Below are 24,546 nucleotides of genomic sequence, written 5' to 3' on the forward strand. Positions count from 1 at the left end.
CGTACGCATCGTCCTCGCAGGCTCCCGACCGGTAGGATCGGCCACATGATCGATCCCAAGCTCCTGCGAACGGATCCGGATTCCGTTCGCCGCTCCCAGATCGCCCGCGATGAGGATCCCTCGGTCGTCGACGAGATCATCGCTGCTGATGAGGCTCGTCGTGAGGCCATTGCCGCCCACGAGAACCTGCGCGCTGAACAGAAGGGGCTGGGCAAGCGCATCGCCAAGGCGTCCGGCGACGAGAAGGCCGAGTTGCTGGCTCGCACCAAGTCGATTGCCAGTGAGGTCTCCGATCTCAAGAAGGCCGCTGACGAGGCTGACGCCCAGTTCGTCGAGCTCGCCAAGACCCTTGGCAACATCGTCATCGATGGCGTTCCCGCTGGTGGCGAGGATGAGGGAGTCATCAAGGAGACCGTCGGCACCCCACGTGACTTCGCCGCGGAGGGCTTCGTACCCAAGGATCATCTCGAGATCGGCGAGGCCCTTGGCGCGATCGACATGGAGCGCGGTACCAAGATTTCCGGCTCCCGCTTCTACGTCCTCACCGGCGTCGGCGCCCAGCTGGAGTTCGCCTTGCTGAACCTGGCGATGTCGAAGGCAGCGCAGTGGGGATTCACCCCGATGATCCCGCCGGCTCTCGTCAAGCCCTCGGCAATGGAGGGAACCGGATTCCTCGGCCAGGCCGCTGACGACGTCTACTACCTGCCCAAGGACGACCAGTACTTGGTGGGCACCTCCGAGGTTGCCCTGGCTGCGTTCCACTCCGACGAGATCCTCGCCGACGCCGAGCTGCCGAAGCGCTACGTCGCTTTCTCCCCGTGCTACCGACGCGAGGCCGGCTCCTATGGCAAGGACACCCGCGGTATCTTCCGCGTCCACTGGTTCGACAAGGTCGAGATGTTCGTCTACTGCCTGCCCGAGGAGGCCGAGGGCTGGCACGAGAAGCTGCTGAGCTTCGAGAAGGACTTCATCTCGGCGCTGGAGATCCCGTTCCAGGTGCTCGACGTCGCCTCCGGTGATCTGGGCCTTTCGGCCGCTCGCAAGTACGACTGCTACGGCTGGCTGCCGACCCAGAGTCGTTACCGCGAGATCACCTCGACCTCGAACTGCACGACCTTCCAGGCACGTCGTCTCTCCATCCGTCACCGCGGACCTGACGGGGTCGAACCGCTGGCCACCCTCAATGGCACCCTGTGCGCGATGACCCGCATCATCATCATGCTGCTGGAGAATCACCAGCAGGCTGACGGTTCGGTGCGTGTGCCCGAGGCGCTGCGTCCCCACCTCGGTGGTCGCGAGTTCATCGAGCCGTCGATGTGAGTGACGAGCCGTACTACTGGGAACTGCCCGACGGCACCATCAAGCAGGTCAACCCGTTCACGGGTACGAAGGTGTGGACGATTCCTGGCCGCGGCGCCCGTCCGCTGGGTGAACCAGCCGCGCAGACTCGGGAGCTGACCGAGCGCGATCGTCGCGCGACCTGCGCCTTCTGCCCGGACAACCTGCTGGCGACCCCTCCGGAGAAGACCCGGTTGGTGAAGCGTGACGGCGGGCGGGTGCGGGGCCACGACCTCGTGCGTCGCGTCCCGGCGGACCAGCTCGACGCCACCATCGCGGAGTTCCGACGGATACCCAACTTGTTCGAGATCTTGTCGTGGCAGTACTGGCAGATCAACTGGGGGATGGACCTCCCGCGTGCCTCGCGCGACTGGCAGGAGGAATACCTGTCAAACCCGGCGGGGGAGGCCCATGTCCGGTCGGTTCTCAACGCCAAGTTCAAGGCGGTTGGGGCGGACAAGCGCGGTGAGGACCTCGACCCGAAGGAGTTGCGGGAGGCCTCTGCGGCCTTTTTCGCCGGTGGGCACGACGTCATCGTCGCCAGACGGCACTACACCGACGACGCGACGACGACGGCCGATGTTGCCGGATCGGCAAGCCTGACCGTTGACGAGCACCGGGCGTTCATGGCCCTGACCGTCGACTCGATGATCCAGCTGCACCGACACAACAAGCACGTCCGCTATGTGGTGGCCTTCCAGAACTGGCTCAAGCCGGCCGGGGCGTCGTTCGATCATCTGCACAAGCAGCTGGTGGCCATTGACGAGGTGGGAGCCGACAACGAGTCGGTGCTGTCCAAGGCCGTCCTCGACCCGGGCATTTTCAATCGCTGGGGGCCTGATTTCGCGGTCGAGCACGGTCTGGTGCTGGCCCGCAACGAGGGCGCTGTCATGATGGTTGGTTTTGGCCACAGATACCCTTCGGTCGAGGTGTGGTCGACGGGCCGCGCTGACCAGCCGTGGCGTGTCGACGACGACGGGATTGACGCCATGTCGGACCTGTTGCACGCCGCCCACGTCGCCGTCAGCGATGATGTGCCGGCCAATGAGGAGTGGCATTACCGTCCGATGAGGACCGGAGTGCCGGTGCCGTGGCGGATCATCCTCAAGTTGCGCATCTCGACCTTGGCCGGGTTCGAGGGCGGGACGAAGATCTACGTCAACACCATCTCCCCGACGACTCTGACCGCGATGCTGCTGCCGAAGCTCTTCGAGGCCCGGGCGGCAGGGCGTATCGCCCCGATGGACCTCGGGGCGGAGTGTCGCATTGAACCGGGTGTGTTGCGGGCAGGGCAGGTCGACTGAGGCCGGTTCCCGGCTATCGGGGGCAGCCAGGCGGAGTGACCGGTCTCAGAACCAGCGTCCCAGCTCGACTGCGGTGCCGCCGTCGGCAAAGCAGGGGGCGACGTCGTCAGCAATGGCCTTGACGGAGTCGGGGGCGTCGCCGACGGCCACTCCACGTCCAGCCCACTGCAACATCTCGACATCGTTGTTGCCGTCGCCGATGGCCAGCACGTCCTTGGGATCGATGCCCTTGATACGGCACAGGGTGTCAAGGGCAGAGGCCTTCGTCACGCCCTCCGGAGTGATGTCGAGCCAGGCCGACCAGCCGATGACGTAGGAGACGCTGTGCAGGTCGAGGCTGTGGGCCAGGTCGCGGAAGGAGTCGGCATAACCGTTCGGGTCGCGGATGATGACGCGCGGGGCCGGACGGGAGCGCAACTCGTCAATGGTCTCGATGTGGAGTTCGCCCTGCAGCTCCCCGGCGGGGAAGAGCTGGTTGAGGCGGTAACCGACGCCGACATCCTCAACCGCGATGAGCGCTTGCGGGTAGACGTCCATGACGTGATCGATGATGGGTCGCGGATCAAAGGTGACTTGGGACTCGACCTTGACGGGGGACATCGTCGCGGTGACGGCTCCGTTGGACACCACCACATGCCCTCCCTGCAGGCCGAGAGCCTCATGGACGGGGATGGCTCCGAAGAGCCCTCGCCCGGTCGCCAGGACGACAGGGACGTCGATCTTGGCGACCGCCATACGGATTGAGTCCGGGAGTTCGCCCTCAAAATCGACGAGGGTCCCGTCGATGTCGAGGGCCACCATACGAGGATTGAATGTCATGTCAGCCAGACTGCCACCGTGTGATGGTCATGCGGTGAACAGGACGTGACTTTCTCAGGCAGCCAGCCGTGCGCGGCTCGGGTGCGGGCGTCCGGTCACCGACTCGTACGCAGCGGCCAGGCTGGTCGTCTTGACTTTCGCAGGAGCCTTGCGGCGCGGGACCGACGAGGTGTCGCGAGCCCGACGCAGGTGACGCTTCACGGTGGACAGCGAGCAGCCGAGACGGTCTGCGATGAAGCTCAGCGGTTGGTTGGGGTGAGTCCGACGGAGCCTGACGACCTCCTGGGTGGACACCTGGTGCCCGCGACCGATGGCTCCGGCCAAGGACTCGAAGTCGTCGGGACGAACCCGGACCCCCAGGCAGGAGCGAATACGGGAGCGCTGACGCGGGGTTGTGCCAGCAGCGAATCCAGCGACGTCGTGGTCGAGGATGGCGTTCTCAAGGCACTGTTCGAAGAGAGGGCAGGCGGAGCAGGCAGCTCGAGCGCGGGCCTGCAGAGCGCGCTCCAGACGCTGTTCGTCGGGTGTGGCGGCAGTGCTGTCACCCTCGAGCAGGGGGTGCTGGAAGACCGCTCTGAGGCTGGCGCAGGACGGGAGGGTGCAATCGTTCGTCCGATTCACGATGACTCCTTTCCAATGGGCCGAGGCGGCGTGTTTCAACGTCAACTGGCTGTGATGGTACAAGTGCTTTTCAGAGAATGACTTGACATTGACAGTGACCAAATCGGACGTCCAAAAAGCCTGGTCAGGCGGATGTTCACGTACTCATTTCAGGGTTTTGGCTGCTGGGGCAGATCACAGAGGTGATTTTCGGAACAGTCAGATCTGTACTTTTGGACAGCCCGTCATCAGTCCATTCGACTTTCGTATACGCCGCTGCGGCGTGTCAGGGCCCACCGGCACCCGGTCCCCGTGCTTCCTCGCGTGGGAAAACCGGCACTGCGCCGGTTAGAGTGCCCCGGTGGATGCAGCAACATATATGGCACTCGTACTCGCGCTTGCGGTCGGTGCCCAGTGGCTCGGATGGCGTTTACGCCTACCCGCGCTGCTGTTCCTCCTGGTGATCGGTTTCGTACTCGGACAGTGGGTTACTCCCGATGAGATCTTCGGAAGGCAGCTCCTGTTTGACGGTGTCAACCTCTCAGTGGCAATCATCCTCTTCGAAGGGTCACTTGGGCTCAAGCTTCGCGAAGTTCGTGACCTGGGACGGCCGATTTTTCGGTTGTGCACCGTCACCGTGGGGATTGCGTGGGCTCTCATCACCCTGGCTGCGATGGCTTTGGGGTTCGACGGTCGTGTTTCCCTGCTGTTGGGCGCGATCCTCATCGTCACCGGCCCGACGGTCATCAACCCGATCCTGCGTCAGTTGAGGCCCACCCGACGGGTGAGCGCCCTGCTGAGGTGGGAGGGCATCGTCGTCGATCCGCTGGGCGCGATCCTCGCCCTGTTGGTCTACCAGGCCATCAGCAGCATCGATGGGTCCTCGATCGGACAAAGCGTGCTGGACCTGGGGCTCACTCTGGTGGTTGGGCTATTGTTCGCGGCGCCGATCGGGTGGGTCGTCACGGCCATGATGAGGCGTCATCTCATCCCGGACTTCCTGCAGGGCGTGATCTTTGTCGGGGTCGCGGTCGGTACCTGCGTCGGGGCGAACTTCCTACGTGAGGAGTCCGGGCTGGTCGCCGTGACGATGCTGGGCATCTACCTGGCAAACCAGCGCAACCTCGAGCTCGAGCCCGTCATCGAGTTCAAGGAGCACCTGCAGGTGCTGCTCGTCGGGGTGTTGTTCATCATGCTGGCCGGACGAGTGACGCCCTCCCAGATCGTCGACATCCTGCCGATAGGCCTGATCTTCGTCGCCCTGCTCGTACTGGTGATCCGGCCCGCGTCGGTGATGCTGGGACTGATGAGGACCGAGACGACTCGCCAGGAGCGCATCCTGATGGCTTTCATGGCCCCACGAGGAATCGTGGCGGCATCGGTGACGTCAATCTTCGCCATGGAGTTCAGCGAGTCCGCCAGCAACGTCCGGAAGGAGGCCACGGAGCTTGCCAGCTCCGATCCTCAGCGGGCCAAGCAGCTGGTCTCCATCGCCGACCAGATCGCGGGGATGGCGAGCCAGGTCGACCGACTCGTGCCGCTGGTGTTCCTCGTCATCGTCTGCACGGTGGCCATCTACGGCCTGGGCATCGGCAGGCTCGCCGAGAGGCTGGGGCTGGCGTCGGCAAGTCCGCGCGGCGTGATGTTCGCGGGGTCACCGGCCTGGAGCATCGACACGGCGAGGACCTTGCGTGACCTGGACGTTCCCACCCTCATCGTCACCCGGCGTGCTTACGACCTCTACGCGGCCCGGAAAGCAGGACTCAGGTGCGAGGCGGCGGACTTCCTGTCCGAGTACGCGACTGAGGACATGGACCTCGCGGGTATCGCGTCGATGGTGGCGTGTACTCCTGACGACGACACGAACTCCATCGCATCGGTGCATTATCGGCGTGCGTTGGGGCGGGCGAATGTGTTCCAGCTCGAGCGCCTGGATGAGGGCGACGCCGAGGACGCGACCACCGGTGCCGCGCAGATTCTCAAGGCGAGGACGGCCTTCGACCCGCCGACAACCCACTCGGCGATGGACAAGATGTGGCGCAGCGGCAAGAGGGTGCGTCGGGTCGAGCTGGATGAGAATCGGACTTGGGAACAGTTCCGCCAAGCCTTGCCCGAGGCAGTCGTGATGTTTGTCGTCAAGCCGTCGGCGGTGAGTGTCGCGAACATCGACATGAGTGACCCGAAGGACGGCGACACCATCATTTACCTGGGCGATGAGTGGAAGGATGCTCCGGAACCTGCACCTGTCGAGGATGAGGAACCGAAGCGTCAGACGATGTCGGTTCCGTCCTCGGAGGAGGCAGTCCGGGACCGCATCGACGCCGATCGCAAGGCGGCAGCGGAGAAAGCGGCTTCTGCAGGATCTGACGGGTTCGGTCCATCTGGTGCGACCCCGGGCCACGCGGAAAGGGCTGGGCTCGGGCCAACTGTCGATGTGCGTGATGAGGAACCCGTACGGCCCCATGCCGAAGAGTTGAGTCCGGGAAGACCGTCGCCCATGTCGGCGGACTCGCCGAGCGAGTGGTGAGGGAGAAGGGCCTGAGGGGGTTGTGTCGCTCTTGGGCCCTTCTCCGTGGTGGGACCTGTCGTCCCCCTGCCCGCTCCACCGACTCCGTTTAGCCCCTCTTCCTTTCCCCTTCTCCCTCTTCCCGCCCTTCCGTTCCCCGCCCCGTGGTCATTCCGGTCGCTTGTGGGGCTGGCGCCCTCTGTTGTGGCAGCGGGGTAGCCCGCTTGCAGGATCACCACGATGGTTCGGGGTGACAGTGATCGGGAAACAGGGGGGTGGGCCTGTCGGACAGGCGGATCAGCGATTACGCGGTCTGGCGTCTCGTCACCACCTTGGCCGTCGTCCACACGAGGGCTCCGATGATGGCGCTGGTGATGCCAGCGACGAGGAATCCCCATTGCCACCCGTGAGAGTCCATGATGGCGCCAATCAACGGAGCTGCCATGGCCGTACCACCGTTGAGACACGATCCCTGCCATCCGATGATGGTTCCTCGAGAATCCGCCGGCACCAGGTCGGTCAAGGCATCGACGGAAGAGGTGATCGTCGGGGCGCAGAACACGCCACCCACGAACAGCAGGATGGCGGTCGACCCAGGGCCGCTGGACATCGAGGGCAGCGCGGTCGTCGCACCAAGGAAGAAGAGGAGAAGCGCCGTGGACGCCCCTCGGGGCAGGGCGCCATACATGACGCCACCGATCGCTGACCCGAAACCAGAGGCTGCGAGCACCCATCCGATCGTCTCGGGACGGCCCATTGACCTCATCGCTGCGACGGTCGTCAGCTCCATCCCGCCCAGGCAGAAGCCGGCTGCGATGACGGCGAACAGGATGGACGCCGACCGGGGGGACAGCCACGCCATTGTCCGGTCGTGAGGGGCCTGAACGACCGGTGCCGCCGACGCTGGGGTCCGTGCGGCGGGCGGCACCGGATCGACCTTGGTCGGCTCCGTGGTCGCTGGGTTGAGGATCATGAGCCCCGCAGCGCCGATGGCAGCGATGAACCCACACGCGGTAATGGTGATCCGGGTTCCGATGGTCGTCGCTGCAATGATGGCGACCGTCGGACCGATCATGTAGCAAATCTCCACGGTCACCGAGTCCAGCGACAGCGCGGCGCGGCGTCGGGATGTTGGTACGGCGGCCATCAGGACCTGGCGTGGGATGGTGAAGATCGGGTAGTTCCACAGGCCACCGATGGCACAGAGCGCGAGGAGTGGGAAATATCCCATCCAAGGCGACAATCCCCAAGCGATCGTCGTAATGACCAGGGAAGGGAGCATCGTTCGCCGCAGTCCTTTGCGGTCAACCATGCTGCCGCGCCACGGCCCGGAAATCATCGTTGCGATGGTGACAACGGTCGTCACGGCTCCGGCCCGTACGTAGTCCAGGTGCAGTGAGCTGACAACGTGGACACTCATGACGATTCCGAGGCTGAAAATCGAAATCCGGATGAGAGCCGACAAGAGGAGGGTCGTCCACACCTCCCGGACGGCGATGACATCCCGGTAACCGTGCATTTGAGCACTCTACAACGACCTTGCTGACTCGTGCGTCCACGATCTTGGCATGGCAAGGGCCGCACACCAGCAGTGATGTGCGGCCCGTCGGGAATGGGTCAGCGGTTCAACGTCCGGCGGAGAGCGGAGGTGTTCTCGCTGGTCTTGATGAGCGCAAGGACGAACTCGATCTGCATCCTCACGCCAATGATGAACAAGAATGCCGGGATCCATCCCAGGAGAATCGCGAACACGACGAGTACGCCGCTGCCACCGGAGCTGTCGTTAGCGGCTTCCCCGATGGCACTGCCGACGCCGCCAGCTGTGATGATCGCGCCGATCCACATCGCAACGCCGCAGATGATCGTCAGGATGTAGACGATCTTCGCGATCTTGGGCGTCACGTAGTAGTTGAAGGACATGTCGAACAGGGATCCGAAGAATCCCTTCTGGTCATTGTCAGACGGCGATGGGCTGGAGCCAGCGGGCCCATAGGGGTAAGACGGCTGATTGTTCTGTGGGTAGGGCTGTGAGGGGTAATTCGACGACTGATATGGGGAATTTCCGGTGGAGCTATTCCAGTCATTGGGCGGCGTCGTGTTGTTGCTCATGGCGATAGTGTGCCAGCTGAGGGGGGACTCTGTGCAAGAGCCCACATTCTGAATACTGGGTAACGGCTGGCGTAACTCATCCGGGCCGTCCGAGGTGACCCCGGACGGCCCGAACTCAGGAGGCCAATGATCAGTCGACACCGAATTCCATTGCGGCGGCGTCGAGAGCCTTCTGGCTGTCGTCATCGTCGTCATATCCATTGGACGCGATGGCCGCCGCGCCGCCGGACTCCAGCTGTCCGACGAGGTCGGCATGGCTGGTGAGTTGGCCCTGGTCGGAATAGAGCTCCAGCTTCTCGCGGGTGTCGGCGATGTCGAGGTTGCGCATGGTGAGCTGACCGATACGGTCGGTCGGTCCGAATGCGGCGCCCTCGACGCGCTCCATCGACAGCTTCTCGGAATGGTACGAGAAGTTCGGGCCCGTGGTGTCGAGGATGGAATAATCCCAGCCGCGACGCAGCTTGAGAGTGACCGAACCCGTGACGGCGCTGGCAACCCAGTGAGTCAGCGACTCACGGATCATGAGGGACTGCGGGTCGAGCCAGCGCCCCTCATAAAGCAGCCGCCCGAGACGACGTCCCTCGTTGTGATAAGTCGCGAGGGTGTCCTCGTTGTGAATGGCGTTGACGAGCCGCTCGTAGGCGATGTGGAGCAGGGCCATTCCTGGGGCTTCGTAGATGCCGCGGGACTTCGCCTCGATGATGCGGTTCTCGATCTGGTCACTCATGCCGAGTCCGTGGCGGCCACCGATGGCGTTGGCCTCCAGGACGAGGGCGACCTTGTTGTCGTACTCCTTGCCGTTGATGGCGACGGGCATACCCTGCTCGAAGGAGATCGTCACCTCCTCGGTGTCGATCTTGACGTCGGGGTCCCAGAACTTGACGCCCATGATGGGCTCGACGGACTCGATCGAGACGTGCAGGGACTCAAGCGTCTTGGCCTCGTGGGTGGCACCCCAGATGTTGGCGTCGGTGGAGTAGGCCTTCTCCTTGGAGTCGCGGTAGGGCAGGTCGTGGGCGGTGAGCCAGGCGCTCATCTCGTCGCGACCGCCGAGCTCGGCGACGAAGTTCTCGTCGAGCCAGGGTTTGTAGATGCGCAGCTGCGGATTGGCGAGCAGGCCGTAGCGGTAGAACCGCTCGATGTCGTTGCCCTTGTAGGTGGAACCGTCGCCCCAGATGGAGACGTCGTCAGTGTGCATGGCACGAACCAGCAGGGTTCCGGTGACGGCGCGCCCGATGGGGGTGGTGTTGAAGTAGGGTCGCCCGGCGGAGCGGACGTTGAAGGCGCCGCATGCGATGGCGCTCAGGCCCTCCTCGACGAGGGCTGCCTTGCAGTCGACGAGTCGGGAGATCTCTGCGCCGTAGTCGAGGGCGCGGCCCGGCACTGACGCGATGTCGGGCTCGTCGTACTGACCGATGTCAGCGGTGTAGGTGCACGGGATCGCGCCGTTCTCGCGCATCCACGCGACGGCTACCGAGGTGTCGAGACCTCCGGAGAATGCGATGCCGACGCGCTGGCCGACGGGAAGCTGAGTGATGACCTTGGACACGCCGTTCACTCTAGCGCATATATATGCATATACTCAAATGGATATGCGATCCAGTGGCAGTGGTGGAATTCGGGTGCTGATTGCGGGTGGTGCCACCTCAGCTGGCAGAGACCGTGGGTATGGCCCTGATAGCCATACGGGAGTGGGAGGGGGTTCCATCGGGTGGGGCAAGCGAAAGGTGCTGTAAGGGACTGCAGAAGGATTGGTCAGGAACCGGATCACCACTGTGGGGTCATGTAATGAGGGGTGGTCTGAGTCGAGGCTGGATGGTCGGCAGGCTGGTTGAGCGGGTCGTGGGAACTACATGGCCGTGCACACACAACGACCTGCCGCAGCCGAGGCTGTGACAGGTCGTTCTCCGTTGGGGAGGGTCAGAGGGTCAGCGCGACCTTCCCGAGCACTTCGCCGGATTCCAGGCGAGCGTGGGCCTTGCCGGCCTCGGGCATGGGGAAGGACTCAACGGGAGCGGGCTTGATGCTTCCGTTGCTGTAGAGCGGCCAGGCAATCTCACGGACCCGCCGGCAGATCTTGGCCTTCTCCTCCAGGGGACGTGGGCGCAGGCTGGTAGCGGTGACGAGGGCGCGCTTGATAAGGAGCTTGCCGATGTTGAGCTCTCCCTTGACGCCGCCCTGCATCCCAATGATGTCGAGACGGCCGCCGGTCGCCAGGGCGTCGACATTGAGGCCAAGATACTTGGCACCCATGACGTCGAGGATGACGTCGACGCCGCGACCATCGGTGGCTTCCTTGACGCCGGCTACCCAGTCCTCGTGGTAGTCGAGGGCGACGTCGGCGCCGAGGTTGCGGCAGAACTCCTGCTTCTCGGTGGTGCCACAGGTGGTGATGACCGTGCAACCGAGGGACTTGGCGTACTGGATGGCGAACTGTCCGATGCCGCCGGCGCCACCGTGGACGAGGAAGGTCTCGTCCTCGGACAGGCTGACGTGGTCCATGTTGGAGATGACGGTGGCCGCGACCTCGATGAGGGTTGATGCGGTGACCGGGTCGATGCCTGCAGGGATGGGGAGAAGCTGGCCGGCCGGGACGATGACGTACTCGGCATATCCGCCGCCGGCGAGCAGGGCGACGACCTCGTCGCCTTCGGACCAGCCGTCGACATCGGTGCCGAGGGAGGAGACAGTCCCGGTGACCTCGAGGCCCATGGTCTCGGAAACGCCCTTCGGCGGCGGGTAGAGGCCTTGACGCTGCAGGAGGTCGCCGCGATTGATGCCTGCTGCCTTCACCTTGACGAGGACCTCGCCGGGACCGGGTTCGGGTGTCGGAACTTCGGTCCATTCGATGCACTCGGGACCTGGACGATGGCGGCCCTTGGAGTCTGTCTTGTCAGTTGGGCGGACGGTGATCGCATGCATACGTCAAGCGTGCCACAGGGCGAGGTGGATGCCGGGTTCGGTCACATGACCCGGTGATCTTGTCCACAGGTTTTCGAGGTTGTCCACAGATTTTGGTTCCGAGGGTTCTCAACGGTTGACCAGTCCTTCAGGATTGTCGCCATGGTGATGAATGGTGAGCACGGCGGACGCTGCCGACGGCGTGTGGCGACGACAGCGGCCCTTGTCGTGGCAGTTGTGGGGACAGCTGCCTGTGGTAGAGCCGGGGGCGCTTCTGGCTCGATGGGCGGAGTGACACCGGCACCGAGTGTGGTGACGACGAGCTCGCCCGCGACTTCGAGTTCAGATGGGCCGAGGTTCGTGAAAGCGACGGCGACGCCGGTTCCGGGGACGAAGGAGGATGCGCTGTTCTTGGAGGCGAAGAAGGTTTATGAGACGTACTTGGATGAGATCTACAAGCTCGAGGTTGAGGGCGCGGGCGATTCCTTGTCGCCTGAGCTCAAGGCGATCCTGAGTGAGGATGGCGCAGACGCCACGTTCGAGGCGTATATGGAGGCGAAGAAGCGAGGGCATCGAGCCTTGCCGCTCGATCGTCCGTTCCGTGATGTCAAGGTTTCGCGAGTCGCAGACGAAAATGATTTTGATATCACAATTCTGGGGTGTGCTGATTTCTCCGATTGGAGATTTAAGGATTCGAAGGATGACAAGGTGATATCGGGTCGTATTCGAAGAGATAAGCTTTCAATGGACGATGAAGGGCATGGTCTAGTTGTGGCTGAGGCTGAGTCGGGCGAGGTCGATTCATGTCACGCGTAAAAAGCGTCTTTGCGATTTTGATCCTCTCGATTCTGTGTACTGGAACTCTTGCGTTTGCGGACGGTTCTGGTGGAGTCAGCGAGGATTCAAACCGGGGATCAATCAGCGTTAAGTACAAAGGCGGGGTCTCTCGTCGAAAGCACGGGACCCCAGGCCACAGGGACTCCGATCGCAAACGTCGTCACCCTCATGTCGACGAGCACCGTGGCCATACGTCACCAGGATCGCCTGAACCACGCAAGCGGTGGGTGAGTGACGCTTACATCGATTCAGCCATATTGTCCGCCAACCGGATACCGTATTTGCCAGGGCTCAATGTGCGTGACGGCAAGCCGAAGCCCGGTCGTCGGGCCCCACATCCGGTACCAAGGAGACTCGCTGGCCCTACGCCTGACGAGATCAATGCTTGGTCCATCGACATCGCGACGAGCATTCGATTGGCGAAACCCGTCATTGACGTTGAGCCGCGTCCCTCGGCCAACAAGTGGAACATCACGGCTGTGGGGCAGCCATTGTGGTTCCACAACCCAGGGGCTGAGCATCACACCGCGAGTGATTCCGGGCATGGAATCGTCGTCTCACTCGACGCGCAACGGGTGGAGACCGTGTACGAGACCGGTGAGAAGACCATCCGCTGCACCCACTCGACCCCGCGTCCCGCAAACGCCGATCCGCGAGCCCAGTCTCCACATTGCGGCCACATCTACCAGCACCCGGGCAATTACACCCTTCGCATGACTGAGGTCTGGAGAGTCGGGTGGCGATCGGGTGACCAGTCAGGCGAGATCGTCACGACGCGGTCGTCCTCCAAGCCGCTCAAGGTCAACGAGCTCATCGGAGTGCTGACAAAACCGGGAACGCAATGAGAGCAGGCCTGAAGGATTCGCGATTCAGACACCCGCGCCAGTGTCCCGATGGCTGGATGTCGCTGAAGGCGGGCCTACCTGGGGGCAAGTGTTCTGTGTGCAGGGGAGGAGAGGAAGGGGCACCTCTCAGGACAGACATTACGGAAGGGGGGTGCGGCGAAGATGCTGCGAGCAACCCCAGAGAACCAAGGCTCATGTCAACGACCATGCGCGGGCCCCATGTCTCGCCCTTGTGCGAGACGGTGAGTAACACCGCCGAATCATGGCTAAGATGTGACTACCGGGTTGAGCTCGGTTGGCGAGATCGCATAGTGGACGAGTGCAGCCGCCTTGAAAGCGGCCGAGGGCAACCTCCGTGGGTTCGAATCCCACTCTCGCCGCCATGAGGGTCCGCCCCTCACGCCTGACAGCCGGGGCCGAGTCCTCACAGATTAACCTTGCAGTGACGGGAGATTGGGATGGCCAAGAAGGACCTCACGGATCTTCCACCTGACGCGACCCGGCACGTCATGTCGCCGGAGCCTCCGATCCGCGGATTCATCATCGCCGGCATCATTTCGATCATTGGTGCCGTCCTCATGATCGTCAGCATCGCCAACAACTGGCATGAAGCCGTGACCATCCTCTTCATTGCCGTCCTCGCATGTGGCATTGCCCTGGCCGTCACTGCTGCCTGGTCGATGGTTCACATGAAGCTGTACGTCGATCTTGACGACGAGGGCTACCACATCCATGGTGCTGGACAGGATCGCCGCGGCACCTGGGACAAGGTCACCAAGGCAGCCCTCACGCAGTCGCGTTCCCGTCTCACGCTCTACCACGGCCACGTCGGACGCACTCACATCGTTCGTCCCGGTGTCGGGAACCCGCAGGACATGGATGACCTGGCCGTCGACGTCGCACACCGTCTCGACAACTCGCGCAGACATCGTCAAAGCCTCTGACCCCCCCATCGCGACCCAAGAAGGTCGTGGCATTCCAGAAGTAGTTCGGTATGCCGTGGCCTTCCGCATGTCCAACTCGTATGTGAGGACGGATCGGGCGCGCGGTGCATGTCGTGGACCACGATGGGGCCGGTGGCGTGTGGGAAAGCGACGGTACCGGTCAAATGATGACGTGGCCGGGCCGCGTCATCCACGGCCCGGCCACACCGCAGCACGGAGTCCAACAAGCCGGCACAGGTAGGTGCCAGCTGGTGTCAGCTCTCCTCAGACGTGCCAGCATCTGTCTTTCTGGAACCCTCCGGCACCTTGATGGGGCGAACCTTCACCCACATCAGGAACGCCGCCCCGGTGATGAGCAGGCAGATCCCGGCCCACACGTCGGCTCGAGCGTCTGTCCCCTTGACCAAACCAGTGATCGTCAGAATGACTCCGTAGAGCGCAAGCAAGTCACCGATGACGGTACGAACATCCATCGCGCGGGTGACCTTGCGACGATTGCGACGGGCCGCGGGCGTTTCGTTCGACATGACAACCTCCTCAGAAAATGATGTTGAGAACAGCGGTGATGGCAAGCACGGTTATGCCGAGCGGAACCGTGCGCCGATACCACGGCAGGCTTTTCTCTCGCGGATCGACAAGGCTCTCCTTCGGCGTCTCCGAATACACCAGACCGACGAGCTCCGCGGCCGGCTTCGGCGTCGTGAACAGCGAAATCACAACACTGACGATCATGTCGGCGAGGAATCCGACCGTGGCAGCAAGGAACGCAGTTCCCTGACCAGGCAGGGTGAACACGCCGGTCAGGCTCATGACCCACACCGTCACGGCGCTGAGAGTACCGACGACGAGCCCCGACCAACCGGCGTGAGGCGTCGACTTCTTCCAGAACATGCCGAGGATGAACGTCGCGAACAGCGGAGCGTTGAAGAACCCGAAGAGGGTTTGCAGGTAGTCCATGATGTTGGAGAAACCGGACGCCAGGAACGCAGTCCCAATCGCAATGACCGTCGCGACGACCGTGGCGATCCGGCCAACCTTGACGTAGTAGACGTCAGACTTGTCCTTGATGACGTAATGCTGCCAGATGTCCACACTGAAAACAGTGTTGAACGCCGAGATGTTCGCGGCCATACCGGCCATGAACGCCGCCAGCAGGCCCGTGATCGCGACACCTGTCAAGCCGGTCGGCAACAGGTTGCGAATGAGGAACAACACCGAGTCGTTGTACTGGACGAGGTTGCCCGACGCACCACCGGCGACCTGCTCGCCCGCCTTCATCCGAGCGATCTCCGGCACGAGAACCGCCGCCAACATCCCGGGCAGAACAGTGAGGAACGGCACCAGCATCTTCGGGAAAGCACCGATGATCGGCGTCTTGCGCGCCGACGACAGCGAGTCAGAGGCCATGGCGCGCTGAACCTCGACGAAGTTCGTCGTCCAGTAGCCGAAGGACAGCACGAATCCGAGTCCCAGGGTGATGCCGATGACCGACATCACTGGGTTGTCGAATCCCGACAGCGCCTGGCCGGGCCAGGAGTGCAGCTGCTGGGCAGCCGGAGTCACGGCGTCGGGATGGGCCTGCGCTGCAGCGGTGATCTTGTCCTTGAGCCCATTCCATCCGCCGACGCGGTGCAGACCGATGACGACCAGCGGTAGCAGGGAGGCGACGATGACGAAGAACTGCAGCACCTCGTTGTAAATGGCTGCCGACAAGCCACCAAGGCTGATGTAGGCAAGCACGATCACCGCAGCAACGATGAGGGCCACCCACAGCGGCCATCCCAGCAGAGCGTGGACGATGGTGCCCAGCAGGTAGAGGTTGATGCCTGCGATGAGCAACTGGGCGAGCGCGAACGAGATCGCGTTGACCAAGTGGGCGGCAGGCCCGAATCGTTTGAGCATGAACTCCGGCACCGAGCGCACCCCGGAGCCGTAGTAGAAGGGCATCATGACGATGCCGAGGAAGACCATCGCCGGGATGGCTCCGATCCAGAAGTAGTGCACGGTCGGGATGCCGATCTGGGCTCCATTCGCCGACATACCCATGATCTCAACGGCACCAAGGTTGGCTGACACGAATGCCAACCCCGTTACCCACCCGGGCAGGCTGCGCCCGGACAGGAAGAAGTCAAGGGAGTCGGACACCTGGTGCCTGGCGGCCAGCCCGATCCCGAGAACGAACACGAAATAGATGAGCAGGATCAGGTAGTCAACGAATCCCGCGTTGATGAGCGTCTCCAACGGCATTGTGTGGGGTGGTCCTTTCTGTTGTGCCGAGGGCGGTGACGGCGTTGTCGACATCGGCCTCTGGGGGAACCATAGACTCCCGGCGTGGCAGGGACGCCTCCGACCCGCCATTGATGAGTACGTTAACATTTTGGGTGAGCGAAGTACCCGCCGATCCGTGGCCATCGTCGTCGGCGGCGTACAGTCTTCCTCACGAACAAGGGTTTGACGGGCAAAGGAGCCACTCATGTCGCAGACAACTGACGCCCTCGCGGCGGATCCCGAGACCATCGCGATCGGCACGGCCTGGTCGACTGAGCAAGGCGCAGACCGCGCCCGCGGCCTCTTCGCTGAGCACATCGGCGACACCCCCGACGGCGTCTGGGCCGCCCCCGGTCGCATCAACGTCATCGGCGAGCACACCGACTACAACAATGGCTTCTGCCTGCCCATCGCCCTGCCTCATCGCACCTACGTCGCCGCCCGACGCCGAGACGACGACAAGGTTGTTCTCGTCTCCCAGCTTGCCGACTCCATCCTCTCCTGGAAGGGAGACCTTGACCAGATCACTCCCGGGTCCGTCAATGGCTGGCAGGCCTACACCGCTGGCGTCGCATGGGCCTTGCGCGAGGCAGGCCACGAGGTCGGTGGCTTCGAGGCTGCCCTTGTCACCTGCGTCCCGTTGGGGGCAGGGCTGTCCTCGTCGGCAGCTGTCGAGTGTGGCGTCGGGCTGGCCCTTGCGGATCTCTATGACCTCGGCCTGTCCGACTCTGACGCCGGCCGCACCGACCTCGTCAATGCCGCCCGCGCCGCGGAGAACGAGGTCGTCGGAGCTCCCACCGGAGGCCTCGACCAGACGGCATCGCTGCGCACCACCGACGGCCACGCCCTCCTCCTCGACTGCGATGACTGGTCGGTTCGCCAGGTCCCCTTCGACCTCGACGCCGCCGGCCTGGAACTCCTGGTCATCGACACCCGCGCCCCCCACCGCCTCGTCGACGGCCAGTACGAGGCACGCCGTCGTGCCTGTGAGAACGCCTCCCGCATCCTCGGCGTCGCCAGCCTGCGCGAGGTCGGCGACCTCGGCGCCGCACTGTCAGCCCTCGACGACGAGGAGATGGCCAGCCGCGTTCGTCACGTCGTCACCGAGAATGACCGCGTCACCCAATTCGTCAAGCTCGTCGACGCCGGACGCATCCGCGAGGTGGGGCCGCTCATGGACGCCTCCCACGACTCCTTGCGCGACGACTACGAGGTCACGTGCCCCGAGCTGGACACCGCCGTTGACGCAGCCCGCGCGGCCGGGGTGCTCGGCGCACGGATGACCGGTGGTGGGTTCGGTGGTTGTGCCATCGCCCTGGTCGACCGCGACGTCCGCAACGAGGCTGCCACGCAGGTCCTCAAGGCTTTCCGCGACGCAGGGTTCATACCACCTGATCTCTATGTCGTCACCCCGGGCCCTGCCGCGCTCCGGTTGCAATGATGTGGGGCATGATTCGCCAGTTGCACGCCTGTCCGACGGTAGATGCGGTGGCGAGCCGGATGCCCGCAGATGGCTCGCTGTCGTGAAGGACGTTGTGATGACCGAGCAACGGCGCCGGGGATCGTCCCGACCCTCGATGAACGATGTCGCCGCAGCTGCCGGGGTGTCCCAGCAGACCGTGTCGCGCGTCGTCAATCACTCTGATGCGGTCCGACCGCAGACCGTCGAGAAGGTCCTCAAGGCCATGGCCGGGGTGGGGTACTCGCCCAATTCTGCCGCTCGCAGCCTCCGCTCGGGACGCACGAGCGCGATTGGCGTCCTTGCCACGGATCTTTCCCGCACCGGCGAGCTGCGCACGGTGCAGGCCATCGTCGACGCCACTCGGCGTAGCGACTTCGCCGTCGTCCTGGACCGCCTCGAGTCCACCGACGACCCCCTCGGAGCCTACGGGCACGCCATGAAGCGGATGTCCGGTCGGGTCGACGGTTTCATCATCGAGGGTCTTGAGCTCGATCGACCTGACGAGCTCGAGGTACCGCCGGAGACCCCGGTCGTCATGGCTGGCTCGCCGTGCAGTCGATTCCCGACGGTCGGGTGTGACCAGGCCGCTGGAGTGCGCGCTGCTGTCGACTATCTCCTGGCCCTGGGGCACCGAACCGTCCATCACGTCAGCGGACCGAGCTACTCCCATCAGGCTGCGGTGCGCCGTCAGGCCTGGCAGGAGTGCCTGGAAGCCAACGCCTGTGTGATTCCCGACGTCATCACCGGGGACTGGACGGCGTCGTCAGGGCGTGAGGCTGCCCGCTACCTCAAGGCTGCTGGAGCGACCTCGGTGGTGGCCAGCAATGACGAGATGGCGGCGGGAATCATCATCGGTCTGCTGGACATGGGAGTCAGGGTGCCTGACGAAATGTCCGTGGTGGGATTCGACGACGTCCTGGGCAATGTGGTGTGGCCGACCATGACGACGGTGCGTCAGGACTTTGCCGCGATCGGTCAGCGTCTCGCCGAGGAACTCATGTCTCGGTTGCAGGGGCCTCGTTGCGATTCCACCTCCGAGATGGTGCCGGCTCCGCTGATCGTCCGGGGGAGTACCGCGGCCCCGCAGCACTGACCGGCGGGTCTCGCCCGCTCGCTGTCAGACGCGGGCGAGACCCGTTGTGAGCTGTACCAAAGCGCTTTTCGTCAGGGCTGACGAGGGTTGTACGTGCAGGCGTCAGTCACCGACTGGGAGACGTCCTGGTTGGTCGGCGAGGGGCTCGGGGTGGCGCTGTGCGCGGATTTCTTCGACCCGTTCGGGGTCGGTTTCGGCGTGGCGCGCTTGCTGGGCCTTGCGGCCGAGGCACCCGTCACTGGTTTGTTCTTGTTCTTGGACTTCGAGACGCCATTGATGGCGGCCTTCACCTGCTTGCGGACGAGGTCGTAGTCCGGATGGGCCGAGACGAACCCGTGCTTGCCGTTGGTGAAGACGACGCGGTTGATGTTGGCGTCACGCATGTTGATGGCCAGGTCGACGAAGGCTGGCAGCATACCCTGCGGGATGTCGGAGACCACCATCTGGCCTGAGGCGTCAGCAATCGACTCGAAGCGCATCAGGACGGTCTGGGGGCTGGCCTGGTCGAGAACAGCCTTCATGAGGCACGACTGACGTCCCATACGGTCGTAGTCGGTGCTTTCCGAGCGTGACCGGGCGTACCACATGGCGTGGTAGCCGTCGAGGTGCTGATCGGAGCCGATCTCGAGGTAGCCGTCGGGCTTCTTGCCCTCGGTGTTGCCGGCGATGGGCAGACGTTCGTTGACGTTGACCGTCACGCCGCCGAGGGCGTCAATGAGTTTCTGAAGGCCGTCGATGTCGAGCATGACGAAGTAGTCGATCTTGAGGCCGAGGGCCTCGCCGGTGGCCAGTTTGAGGGCGTCAGCGCCCGGGTAGTCAGTCTCGCCCATGTGATCGGCGTAGTGGGCCGACACCGTCGACCAGATCTCGTTGGCCATGTAGTCGGGGTTGTGGCCGTCACCGTCCTCACCGACGAAGCCATTGGGGAAGTCCGTGTGCAGCGGCGAATCAGTTGGGAAGGGCATTTTCGCGGTGTTGCGCGGGATCTGGAAGATCGAGGTGTCACCGTTGGAGGTGTTGATCGACGCCACCATGATCGTGTCGGTGTTCATGGAGTTCTCGGCGCGATAGTTGCGCGCCTGGGTGTCGTCAGCGCCGACGAGCAGAACGTTGACCCGTGGCTTGGAGGCCCAGATGGCCTTGACGTCCTGGTTGTAGTCGATGGAGGGACGGGTGCCGGAGCGCTTGTCCGTGAAGATCCGCCCGAGCATGTTCGCCTCGTCGTAGGCATAACGCCCGGCGACGGCCAATGGGGTCGCGATGGTCATGCACAGCGCGGTGACGAGGACAGCCGACAACCATCGTTGTCCTCGGGTGATGCCGCGTGGGCGAAGGTCCAGGTGGGAGAAGGTCAGCAGGGCGACCAGGGCGACGGCCAGAATCGGGAGTCCCCAGGTCAGTGCGGTGAGCAGTTTCGGCCGTACGACGACGGATGCTGCGACGGTTGGATTCGCCAGGACGAAGAAGACGGCGATGGTCAGCGTGATGAGGAGCAGACCGATGACTGTCAGGCCGGCGACCCGGAGACGCGGAGTGCGACTGCGAGACAGGGTCAGCCCCGGAATGATCGCTCCCAGGGCGGTCCATCCCAGACAGGTGCGGAAAGCGTGGTTACGTCTGGCCTCCTCGTTCCACCGTGACGGGGTGCGTCGCCCCCGGTTTGCCGGCGATGACGACGCTGCGCGACGGGCGGGGGTGGGACGAGACTGCGGCTTGCTGGGGGGCTGTGGGGTGTTGATGGGAGGTTCGGTGGCCGAGCGACGCGGGCGCGGGAAGGAACGGGATTGCGGCGCCGCGGCCTCGAGGTCCGCTCGTTTCAGGACGTGGGTGTCCTCGTAAGCCTCCGGATCGTTCATCCAGTCCGGGTTGGCGGCGTGACGTGGAGACGGCGGGTTGGCGCCGTGCGACTCGTCAGCCATGCTCATCCCTTTCCGCGCATGTCGATGGGGCGGACCCCATGGTAACCGTTGGCACCAATGGGACGTGAGACCGGCTGGCGAGGTGGTTGCGAATTGTCAACGCGCGCAGGGAGAACCGCGGTTGGATGCGCTTGTCGGGGCGTTGTCATATGGATGCGGATGGGACGAAGGAGGGTTGGAATTGGAGGGAAGGGGGTTGAGACGGTAGGCTGACACGGCACTTGGAGGTGTCGCCTAGTCAGGTCTATGGCGCCCGCCTGCTAAGCGGGTTTGGGAGGTAATCCCATCGCGGGTTCAAATCCCGCCACCTCCGCGGATGCCCGGTGGCTCCCTTGCGGGGGCGCCGGGCGCGTGCATTCCTGGAGCGCAGCCGTCAGGCGTCGTCGAGGTGTTTGACAGCAGGTGCTGATGGCTCTCAAATCCGCTGTTCCAGCGGGTGTGAAGGGGCCGGAGGCCCTCGAGTTTGCATTGCAGGATCGAGCGTTGTAGCGTTTACCAACGCGCGCAGTGCCAAGCGCCCGTGGCTCAACGGATAGAGCATCTGACTACGGATCAGAAGGTTGGGGGTTCGAATCCCTCCGGGCGCGCAAGATGGAGACCCCGCCTTCATGGCGGGGTCTCGTTGTTTTTTGAGGCTGCGACAACGTCGCAGCCTCAACGCCCCACTGGCGCCCGTTGGCACGACGTGTGCACCATGTCCTCTGGTTGGGAACTCAGCTCAACGCTCTCTTTTTCCCCGCGATGAACCACACGATCGGTCCGACGACCGGGAAACAGAAGCACACCACGGTCCAGATCAGCTTCCCGGAACCCGTCAGCATCCCTGAACCCAGGATCGACAACAGGGCAAGTATGAACAGCGCGATCGGCACAACAATGGCCAGGGCGTACAGAATGATGAGCACGATACCGGTCGTAACCATGCCATTCAGCGTACCGGCTCCGTCGCCCAGGTCGATGTCGGTGGCATCATGACCACATGACGACCGTGTGGGCCCATCGCGGCTCGAGCCTGCAGTTTCCGGAAAACACCCTCCCCGCCTTCCAGAACGCCATCGACCTCGGCGCCGACGGCATCGAACTCGACGTTCAACTCACCAGTGACGGCCACGTCGTCGTCTGTCATGACGAAACCGTCGATCGCACCACCGACGGACACGGCGCCATCGTCTCCATGACCCTTGACCAGGTCCGTTCCCTCAACGCTGCTCACACCGACCACCCGCGCGTCCAGATTCCTCTCCTCGACGAGGTCCTGGATCTGCTGGCCCCGACCACACTCGGCCTCAACATCGAGCTCAAGAACAGCGTCGAGCGCTACCCGGGCCTCATCGAGGCTGTCGCCCGTGCCATCGACGCCCACGACATGGCCGACCGCATCGTCATCTCGTCGTTCAATCACCGCTGCATGGCCGAGGTCGCCGAATGCACCCACAACTCGGTTGAACGCGCCATTCTCTATGCCGACGACATCGTCGATCCCTGGGACTACGCCCGTCACCTTGACGTCCAATCCGTCCACCCGGGAGCCCACCTCCTGGCCGATCGCGACGACGTCCCCAAGTTCCACGACGCAGGCCTCGCCGTGCGTACCTGGACCCTCGACGCACCCGACCACCTGCGTGCCGCCCAAACCCTTGACGTCGACGCCGTCATCACCAATGACCCGGCAACCGCCCAGCGGGTCCTGGCGGAGAACTGACCCCAGCACCAGATCGTCACAGATCGACGACCTCGCCCATGACCACTGCACGGGTGCGCGGAATGCGGAATACTCGCGTTCGGTCAGCCTGGTTGCGTGCAAGACCCACGTAGAGCATCTTGCGCCAGGCGGCCATCCTCGCCCCCTGCTTCGGCTCGGAACACTTCACGTCGACCAACGACAGGTAATAGATCGCGTCGTCGAGGTGTTCCTTGATCACCGGGCACTTGTCCGCTGCCAGGGCCAGTGCCTTCGGGACGTCCTGGGAGTCGGCGAATCCGACGTGACAGGCGATGTGGATGATGCCGTCGGTCGGTCTGCCGAGATCGACCTTCTCGATGCGGTTGACGTGACGCACGTGTGGGACGTTCTCCACCACCATCGAGATGATGACGTTGTGCTCGTGGAGCACGTGGTTGAACCTGAGGTTGTTGAGCATGGCCAACGGGGTCGTCGCCCGGCCCGGATGCGGGTAGACAGCTAGTCCGGGCACGCGGGTCGGCGCGGTCTCGTGGAACCAGTTGAGGAAGTCGTCCAGTCGGCCTTCATCGTTCTGCCTCTGCGTGGCGATGTAGGCGCTACCACGTCGCCACGTCGTCATGATCGCGATGACGACGGTCGCGAACACCAGCGGAATCCAGCCGCCCGACGCGATCTTCAGCAGGTTTGCGGCGAAGATTGACAGCTCGACGCCACCGACGACGACACCGAAGGCGACGAGGGCCCACATTGGCCAGTGCCACGCGCGATGAGCCAGCACCAGGAACAAGCTCGTCGTCAGCAGGAAGGTACCGGTGACGGCCAGGCCGTAGGCGGTGGCCAGCGTCGTCGAGGTCTGAAAGATGAGGATCAGCGCCAGCACACCGACGAAGAGGATCGAGTTGATCTCCGGGATGTAGATCTGGCCACCCTCGGACTTCGAGGTGTGACGCACGCTCAGGCGCGGCAACAGTCCCAGACGGGCCGCCTCCGAGCTCATGGAGAAGGCTCCTGAGATGACGGCCTGGGAGGCGATGACGGTGGCCATCGTGGCGATGACGACGAGCGGGATCGTCGCCCAGTTGGGAGCCAGCCGGAAGAAGGGATTGTCGATCCAGTCGGGGTGCTCGAGGATCATAGCTGCTTGTCCCAGGTAGTTGATGAGCAGGCAGGGGAGCACGACGGCGAACCAGGCCAGCCGGATCGACGGGGCGCCGACGTGACCCATGTCGGCGTAGAGGGCCTCGGCGCCGGTGATTGTCAGGACGACTGCGCCCATCGCGATGAAGGCCATCCCGGGACGCTCGACGGTGAAGAGGATCGCCCAGTGCGGGGACAGGGCCGTGATGATGAAGGGCTTGCTGATGATCCACGGGATTCCCAAGGCCGCCAGGGTGAGGAACCAGACACCCATCACCGGCCCGAAGGCCTTGCCAATGACCGCCGTCCCTCGTCTCTGCACGATGAACAGGATCGTCAGGATGACCACAGAGGCTGGCAGGACGATCTTCTCGGCGTCCGGATTGGCGACGGTGATGCCCTCCATCGAGCTCATCACCGAGATTGCCGGGGTGATGAGGGAATCGCCGTAGAACAGGCCGGCGCCGATAATGCCGAGCAGCAATGCCGTCATGCCGGTGCTCTTGTGACCGGCCAAGAGGCGACGCACCAAGGCCATCAGGGCGAGGATGCCGCCCTCGCCGTCGTTGTCGGCGCGCATCACGACGATGACGTACTTGACGCACACCACCAGCAGGATCGACCAGAAGATCATCGAGATTATCCCCATGACGTCACCGTGGGTAGGGCGAACGGCATGATTCTCCATGGAGAACACCGTTTGCAGGGAGTAGAGCACTGAAGTGCCGATGTCACCGAAGACGATTCCCAACGCAGCCAAGGCCAGTTCTGGCTTCATGG

General features: G+C 63.7%; 20 protein-coding genes and 3 tRNA genes. 12 read left to right on the forward strand and 11 right to left on the reverse strand.

Features of this window, described 5'->3' with window-relative positions; translation table 11 throughout:
* Positions 1–45 precede the first annotated feature (45 nt).
* Both serS and ACUCCZ_RS11630 read left to right on the forward strand, forming a co-directional pair.
* Positions 46–1,320: a serine--tRNA ligase gene (gene serS, locus ACUCCZ_RS11625; RefSeq protein WP_435917532.1), complete on the forward strand. Its 1,275-nt coding sequence runs from the start codon at positions 46–48 to the stop codon at positions 1,318–1,320.
* Positions 1,317–2,642: a DUF4921 family protein gene (locus ACUCCZ_RS11630; RefSeq protein ID WP_435917531.1), complete on the forward strand. Its 1,326-nt coding sequence runs from the start codon at positions 1,317–1,319 to the stop codon at positions 2,640–2,642. The genes serS and ACUCCZ_RS11630 overlap by 4 nt, the downstream gene beginning before the upstream one ends.
* A gap of 45 nt (positions 2,643–2,687) precedes the next feature.
* On the opposite strand, the gene ACUCCZ_RS11635 is transcribed toward ACUCCZ_RS11630, so the two are convergent.
* Complete coding sequence (locus ACUCCZ_RS11635; protein ID WP_435917700.1) at positions 2,688–3,443, reverse strand: HAD family hydrolase; 756 nt, start codon at positions 3,441–3,443, stop codon at positions 2,688–2,690.
* Positions 3,444–3,515: 72 nt separating this feature from the next.
* Positions 3,516–4,082: a WhiB family transcriptional regulator gene (locus ACUCCZ_RS11640; protein WP_435917530.1), complete on the reverse strand. Its 567-nt coding sequence runs from the start codon at positions 4,080–4,082 to the stop codon at positions 3,516–3,518.
* A gap of 358 nt (positions 4,083–4,440) precedes the next feature.
* On the opposite strand from ACUCCZ_RS11640, the gene ACUCCZ_RS11645 reads away from it, so the two are divergent.
* Positions 4,441–6,588 (forward strand): cation:proton antiporter, encoded by a 2,148-nt coding sequence (locus ACUCCZ_RS11645; protein ID WP_435917529.1) that lies wholly within the window; start codon positions 4,441–4,443, stop codon positions 6,586–6,588.
* A gap of 283 nt (positions 6,589–6,871) precedes the next feature.
* Here ACUCCZ_RS11645 and ACUCCZ_RS11650 read toward each other — a convergent pair whose 3' ends face one another.
* The 4 genes from ACUCCZ_RS11650 to ACUCCZ_RS11665 form a co-directional block, all read right to left on the reverse strand.
* Positions 6,872–8,086 (reverse strand): MFS transporter, encoded by a 1,215-nt coding sequence (locus tag ACUCCZ_RS11650; RefSeq protein ID WP_435917528.1) that lies wholly within the window; start codon positions 8,084–8,086, stop codon positions 6,872–6,874.
* Positions 8,087–8,184: 98 nt separating this feature from the next.
* Positions 8,185–8,676 carry a DUF4282 domain-containing protein gene (locus ACUCCZ_RS11655; protein ID WP_435917527.1) on the reverse strand — a complete coding sequence of 164 codons (492 nt, stop codon included), beginning with the start codon at positions 8,674–8,676 and terminating at the stop codon, positions 8,185–8,187.
* 130 nt (positions 8,677–8,806) lie between these two features.
* Positions 8,807–10,234: an argininosuccinate synthase gene (argG, locus tag ACUCCZ_RS11660; RefSeq protein ID WP_435917526.1), complete on the reverse strand. Its 1,428-nt coding sequence runs from the start codon at positions 10,232–10,234 to the stop codon at positions 8,807–8,809.
* Positions 10,235–10,596: 362 nt separating this feature from the next.
* Complete coding sequence (locus ACUCCZ_RS11665; protein ID WP_435917525.1) at positions 10,597–11,598, reverse strand: NAD(P)H-quinone oxidoreductase; 1,002 nt, start codon at positions 11,596–11,598, stop codon at positions 10,597–10,599.
* Between the two features lie 141 nt (positions 11,599–11,739).
* Between ACUCCZ_RS11665 and ACUCCZ_RS11670 the strand changes: the two genes are divergently transcribed.
* The 4 genes from ACUCCZ_RS11670 to ACUCCZ_RS11685 all read left to right on the forward strand — a co-directional run bounded on the left by ACUCCZ_RS11670 (position 11,740) and on the right by ACUCCZ_RS11685 (position 14,203).
* Positions 11,740–12,393, forward strand: coding sequence for a hypothetical protein (locus ACUCCZ_RS11670; protein ID WP_435917524.1), 654 nt, complete (start codon positions 11,740–11,742; stop codon positions 12,391–12,393).
* Between the two features lie 398 nt (positions 12,394–12,791).
* Positions 12,792–13,259: a hypothetical protein gene (locus tag ACUCCZ_RS11675; protein WP_435917699.1), complete on the forward strand. Its 468-nt coding sequence runs from the start codon at positions 12,792–12,794 to the stop codon at positions 13,257–13,259.
* A gap of 297 nt (positions 13,260–13,556) precedes the next feature.
* Positions 13,557–13,642: transfer RNA gene (locus tag ACUCCZ_RS11680), tRNA-Ser, on the forward strand.
* Between the two features lie 69 nt (positions 13,643–13,711).
* A complete protein-coding gene (locus tag ACUCCZ_RS11685) occupies positions 13,712–14,203 on the forward strand; it encodes a hypothetical protein (protein ID WP_435917698.1) in 492 nt (163 codons plus the stop codon).
* Between the two features lie 254 nt (positions 14,204–14,457).
* Here the strand turns inward: ACUCCZ_RS11685 and ACUCCZ_RS11690 are convergent, their stop codons facing one another.
* Together ACUCCZ_RS11690 and ACUCCZ_RS11695 are read right to left on the reverse strand one after the other, a co-directional pair.
* Entirely contained in the window at positions 14,458–14,676 is a 219-nt protein-coding gene (locus ACUCCZ_RS11690; RefSeq protein ID WP_435917697.1) for a hypothetical protein, read from the reverse strand.
* A gap of 64 nt (positions 14,677–14,740) precedes the next feature.
* Positions 14,741–16,450 carry a sodium:solute symporter family protein gene (locus ACUCCZ_RS11695; protein WP_435917523.1) on the reverse strand — a complete coding sequence of 570 codons (1,710 nt, stop codon included), beginning with the start codon at positions 16,448–16,450 and terminating at the stop codon, positions 14,741–14,743.
* 226 nt (positions 16,451–16,676) lie between these two features.
* On the opposite strand from ACUCCZ_RS11695, the gene galK reads away from it, so the two are divergent.
* Both galK and ACUCCZ_RS11705 read left to right on the forward strand, forming a co-directional pair.
* A complete protein-coding gene (gene galK, locus ACUCCZ_RS11700; RefSeq protein WP_435917522.1) occupies positions 16,677–17,912 on the forward strand; it encodes a galactokinase in 1,236 nt (411 codons plus the stop codon).
* A gap of 136 nt (positions 17,913–18,048) precedes the next feature.
* Entirely contained in the window at positions 18,049–19,026 is a 978-nt protein-coding gene (locus ACUCCZ_RS11705) for a LacI family DNA-binding transcriptional regulator (protein WP_435917696.1), read from the forward strand.
* 71 nt (positions 19,027–19,097) lie between these two features.
* Here ACUCCZ_RS11705 and ACUCCZ_RS11710 read toward each other — a convergent pair whose 3' ends face one another.
* A complete protein-coding gene (locus tag ACUCCZ_RS11710; RefSeq protein WP_435917521.1) occupies positions 19,098–20,945 on the reverse strand; it encodes an LCP family protein in 1,848 nt (615 codons plus the stop codon).
* A gap of 223 nt (positions 20,946–21,168) precedes the next feature.
* Here ACUCCZ_RS11710 and ACUCCZ_RS11715 point away from each other — a divergent pair.
* Together ACUCCZ_RS11715 and ACUCCZ_RS11720 are read left to right on the forward strand one after the other, a co-directional pair.
* Positions 21,169–21,258, forward strand: a tRNA-Ser gene (locus ACUCCZ_RS11715).
* Between the two features lie 201 nt (positions 21,259–21,459).
* Positions 21,460–21,532: transfer RNA gene (locus tag ACUCCZ_RS11720), tRNA-Arg, on the forward strand.
* A 126-nt stretch (positions 21,533–21,658) separates the two neighbouring features.
* Here the strand turns inward: ACUCCZ_RS11720 and ACUCCZ_RS11725 are convergent.
* On the reverse strand, positions 21,659–21,868 hold the full coding sequence (locus ACUCCZ_RS11725) for a PLDc N-terminal domain-containing protein (RefSeq protein ID WP_435917520.1): 210 nt from the start codon (positions 21,866–21,868) through the stop codon (positions 21,659–21,661).
* A gap of 56 nt (positions 21,869–21,924) precedes the next feature.
* On the opposite strand from ACUCCZ_RS11725, the gene ACUCCZ_RS11730 reads away from it, so the two are divergent.
* Positions 21,925–22,647, forward strand: coding sequence for a glycerophosphodiester phosphodiesterase family protein (locus ACUCCZ_RS11730; RefSeq protein ID WP_435917518.1), 723 nt, complete (start codon positions 21,925–21,927; stop codon positions 22,645–22,647).
* 16 nt (positions 22,648–22,663) lie between these two features.
* On the opposite strand, the gene ACUCCZ_RS11735 is transcribed toward ACUCCZ_RS11730, so the two are convergent.
* Positions 22,664–24,544, reverse strand: a complete 1,881-nt coding sequence (locus tag ACUCCZ_RS11735; protein WP_435917695.1) for a potassium transporter Kup — start codon at positions 24,542–24,544, stop codon at positions 22,664–22,666.
* Positions 24,545–24,546 lie beyond the last annotated feature (2 nt).

This window comes from Cutibacterium nasicola, assembly GCF_052654715.2.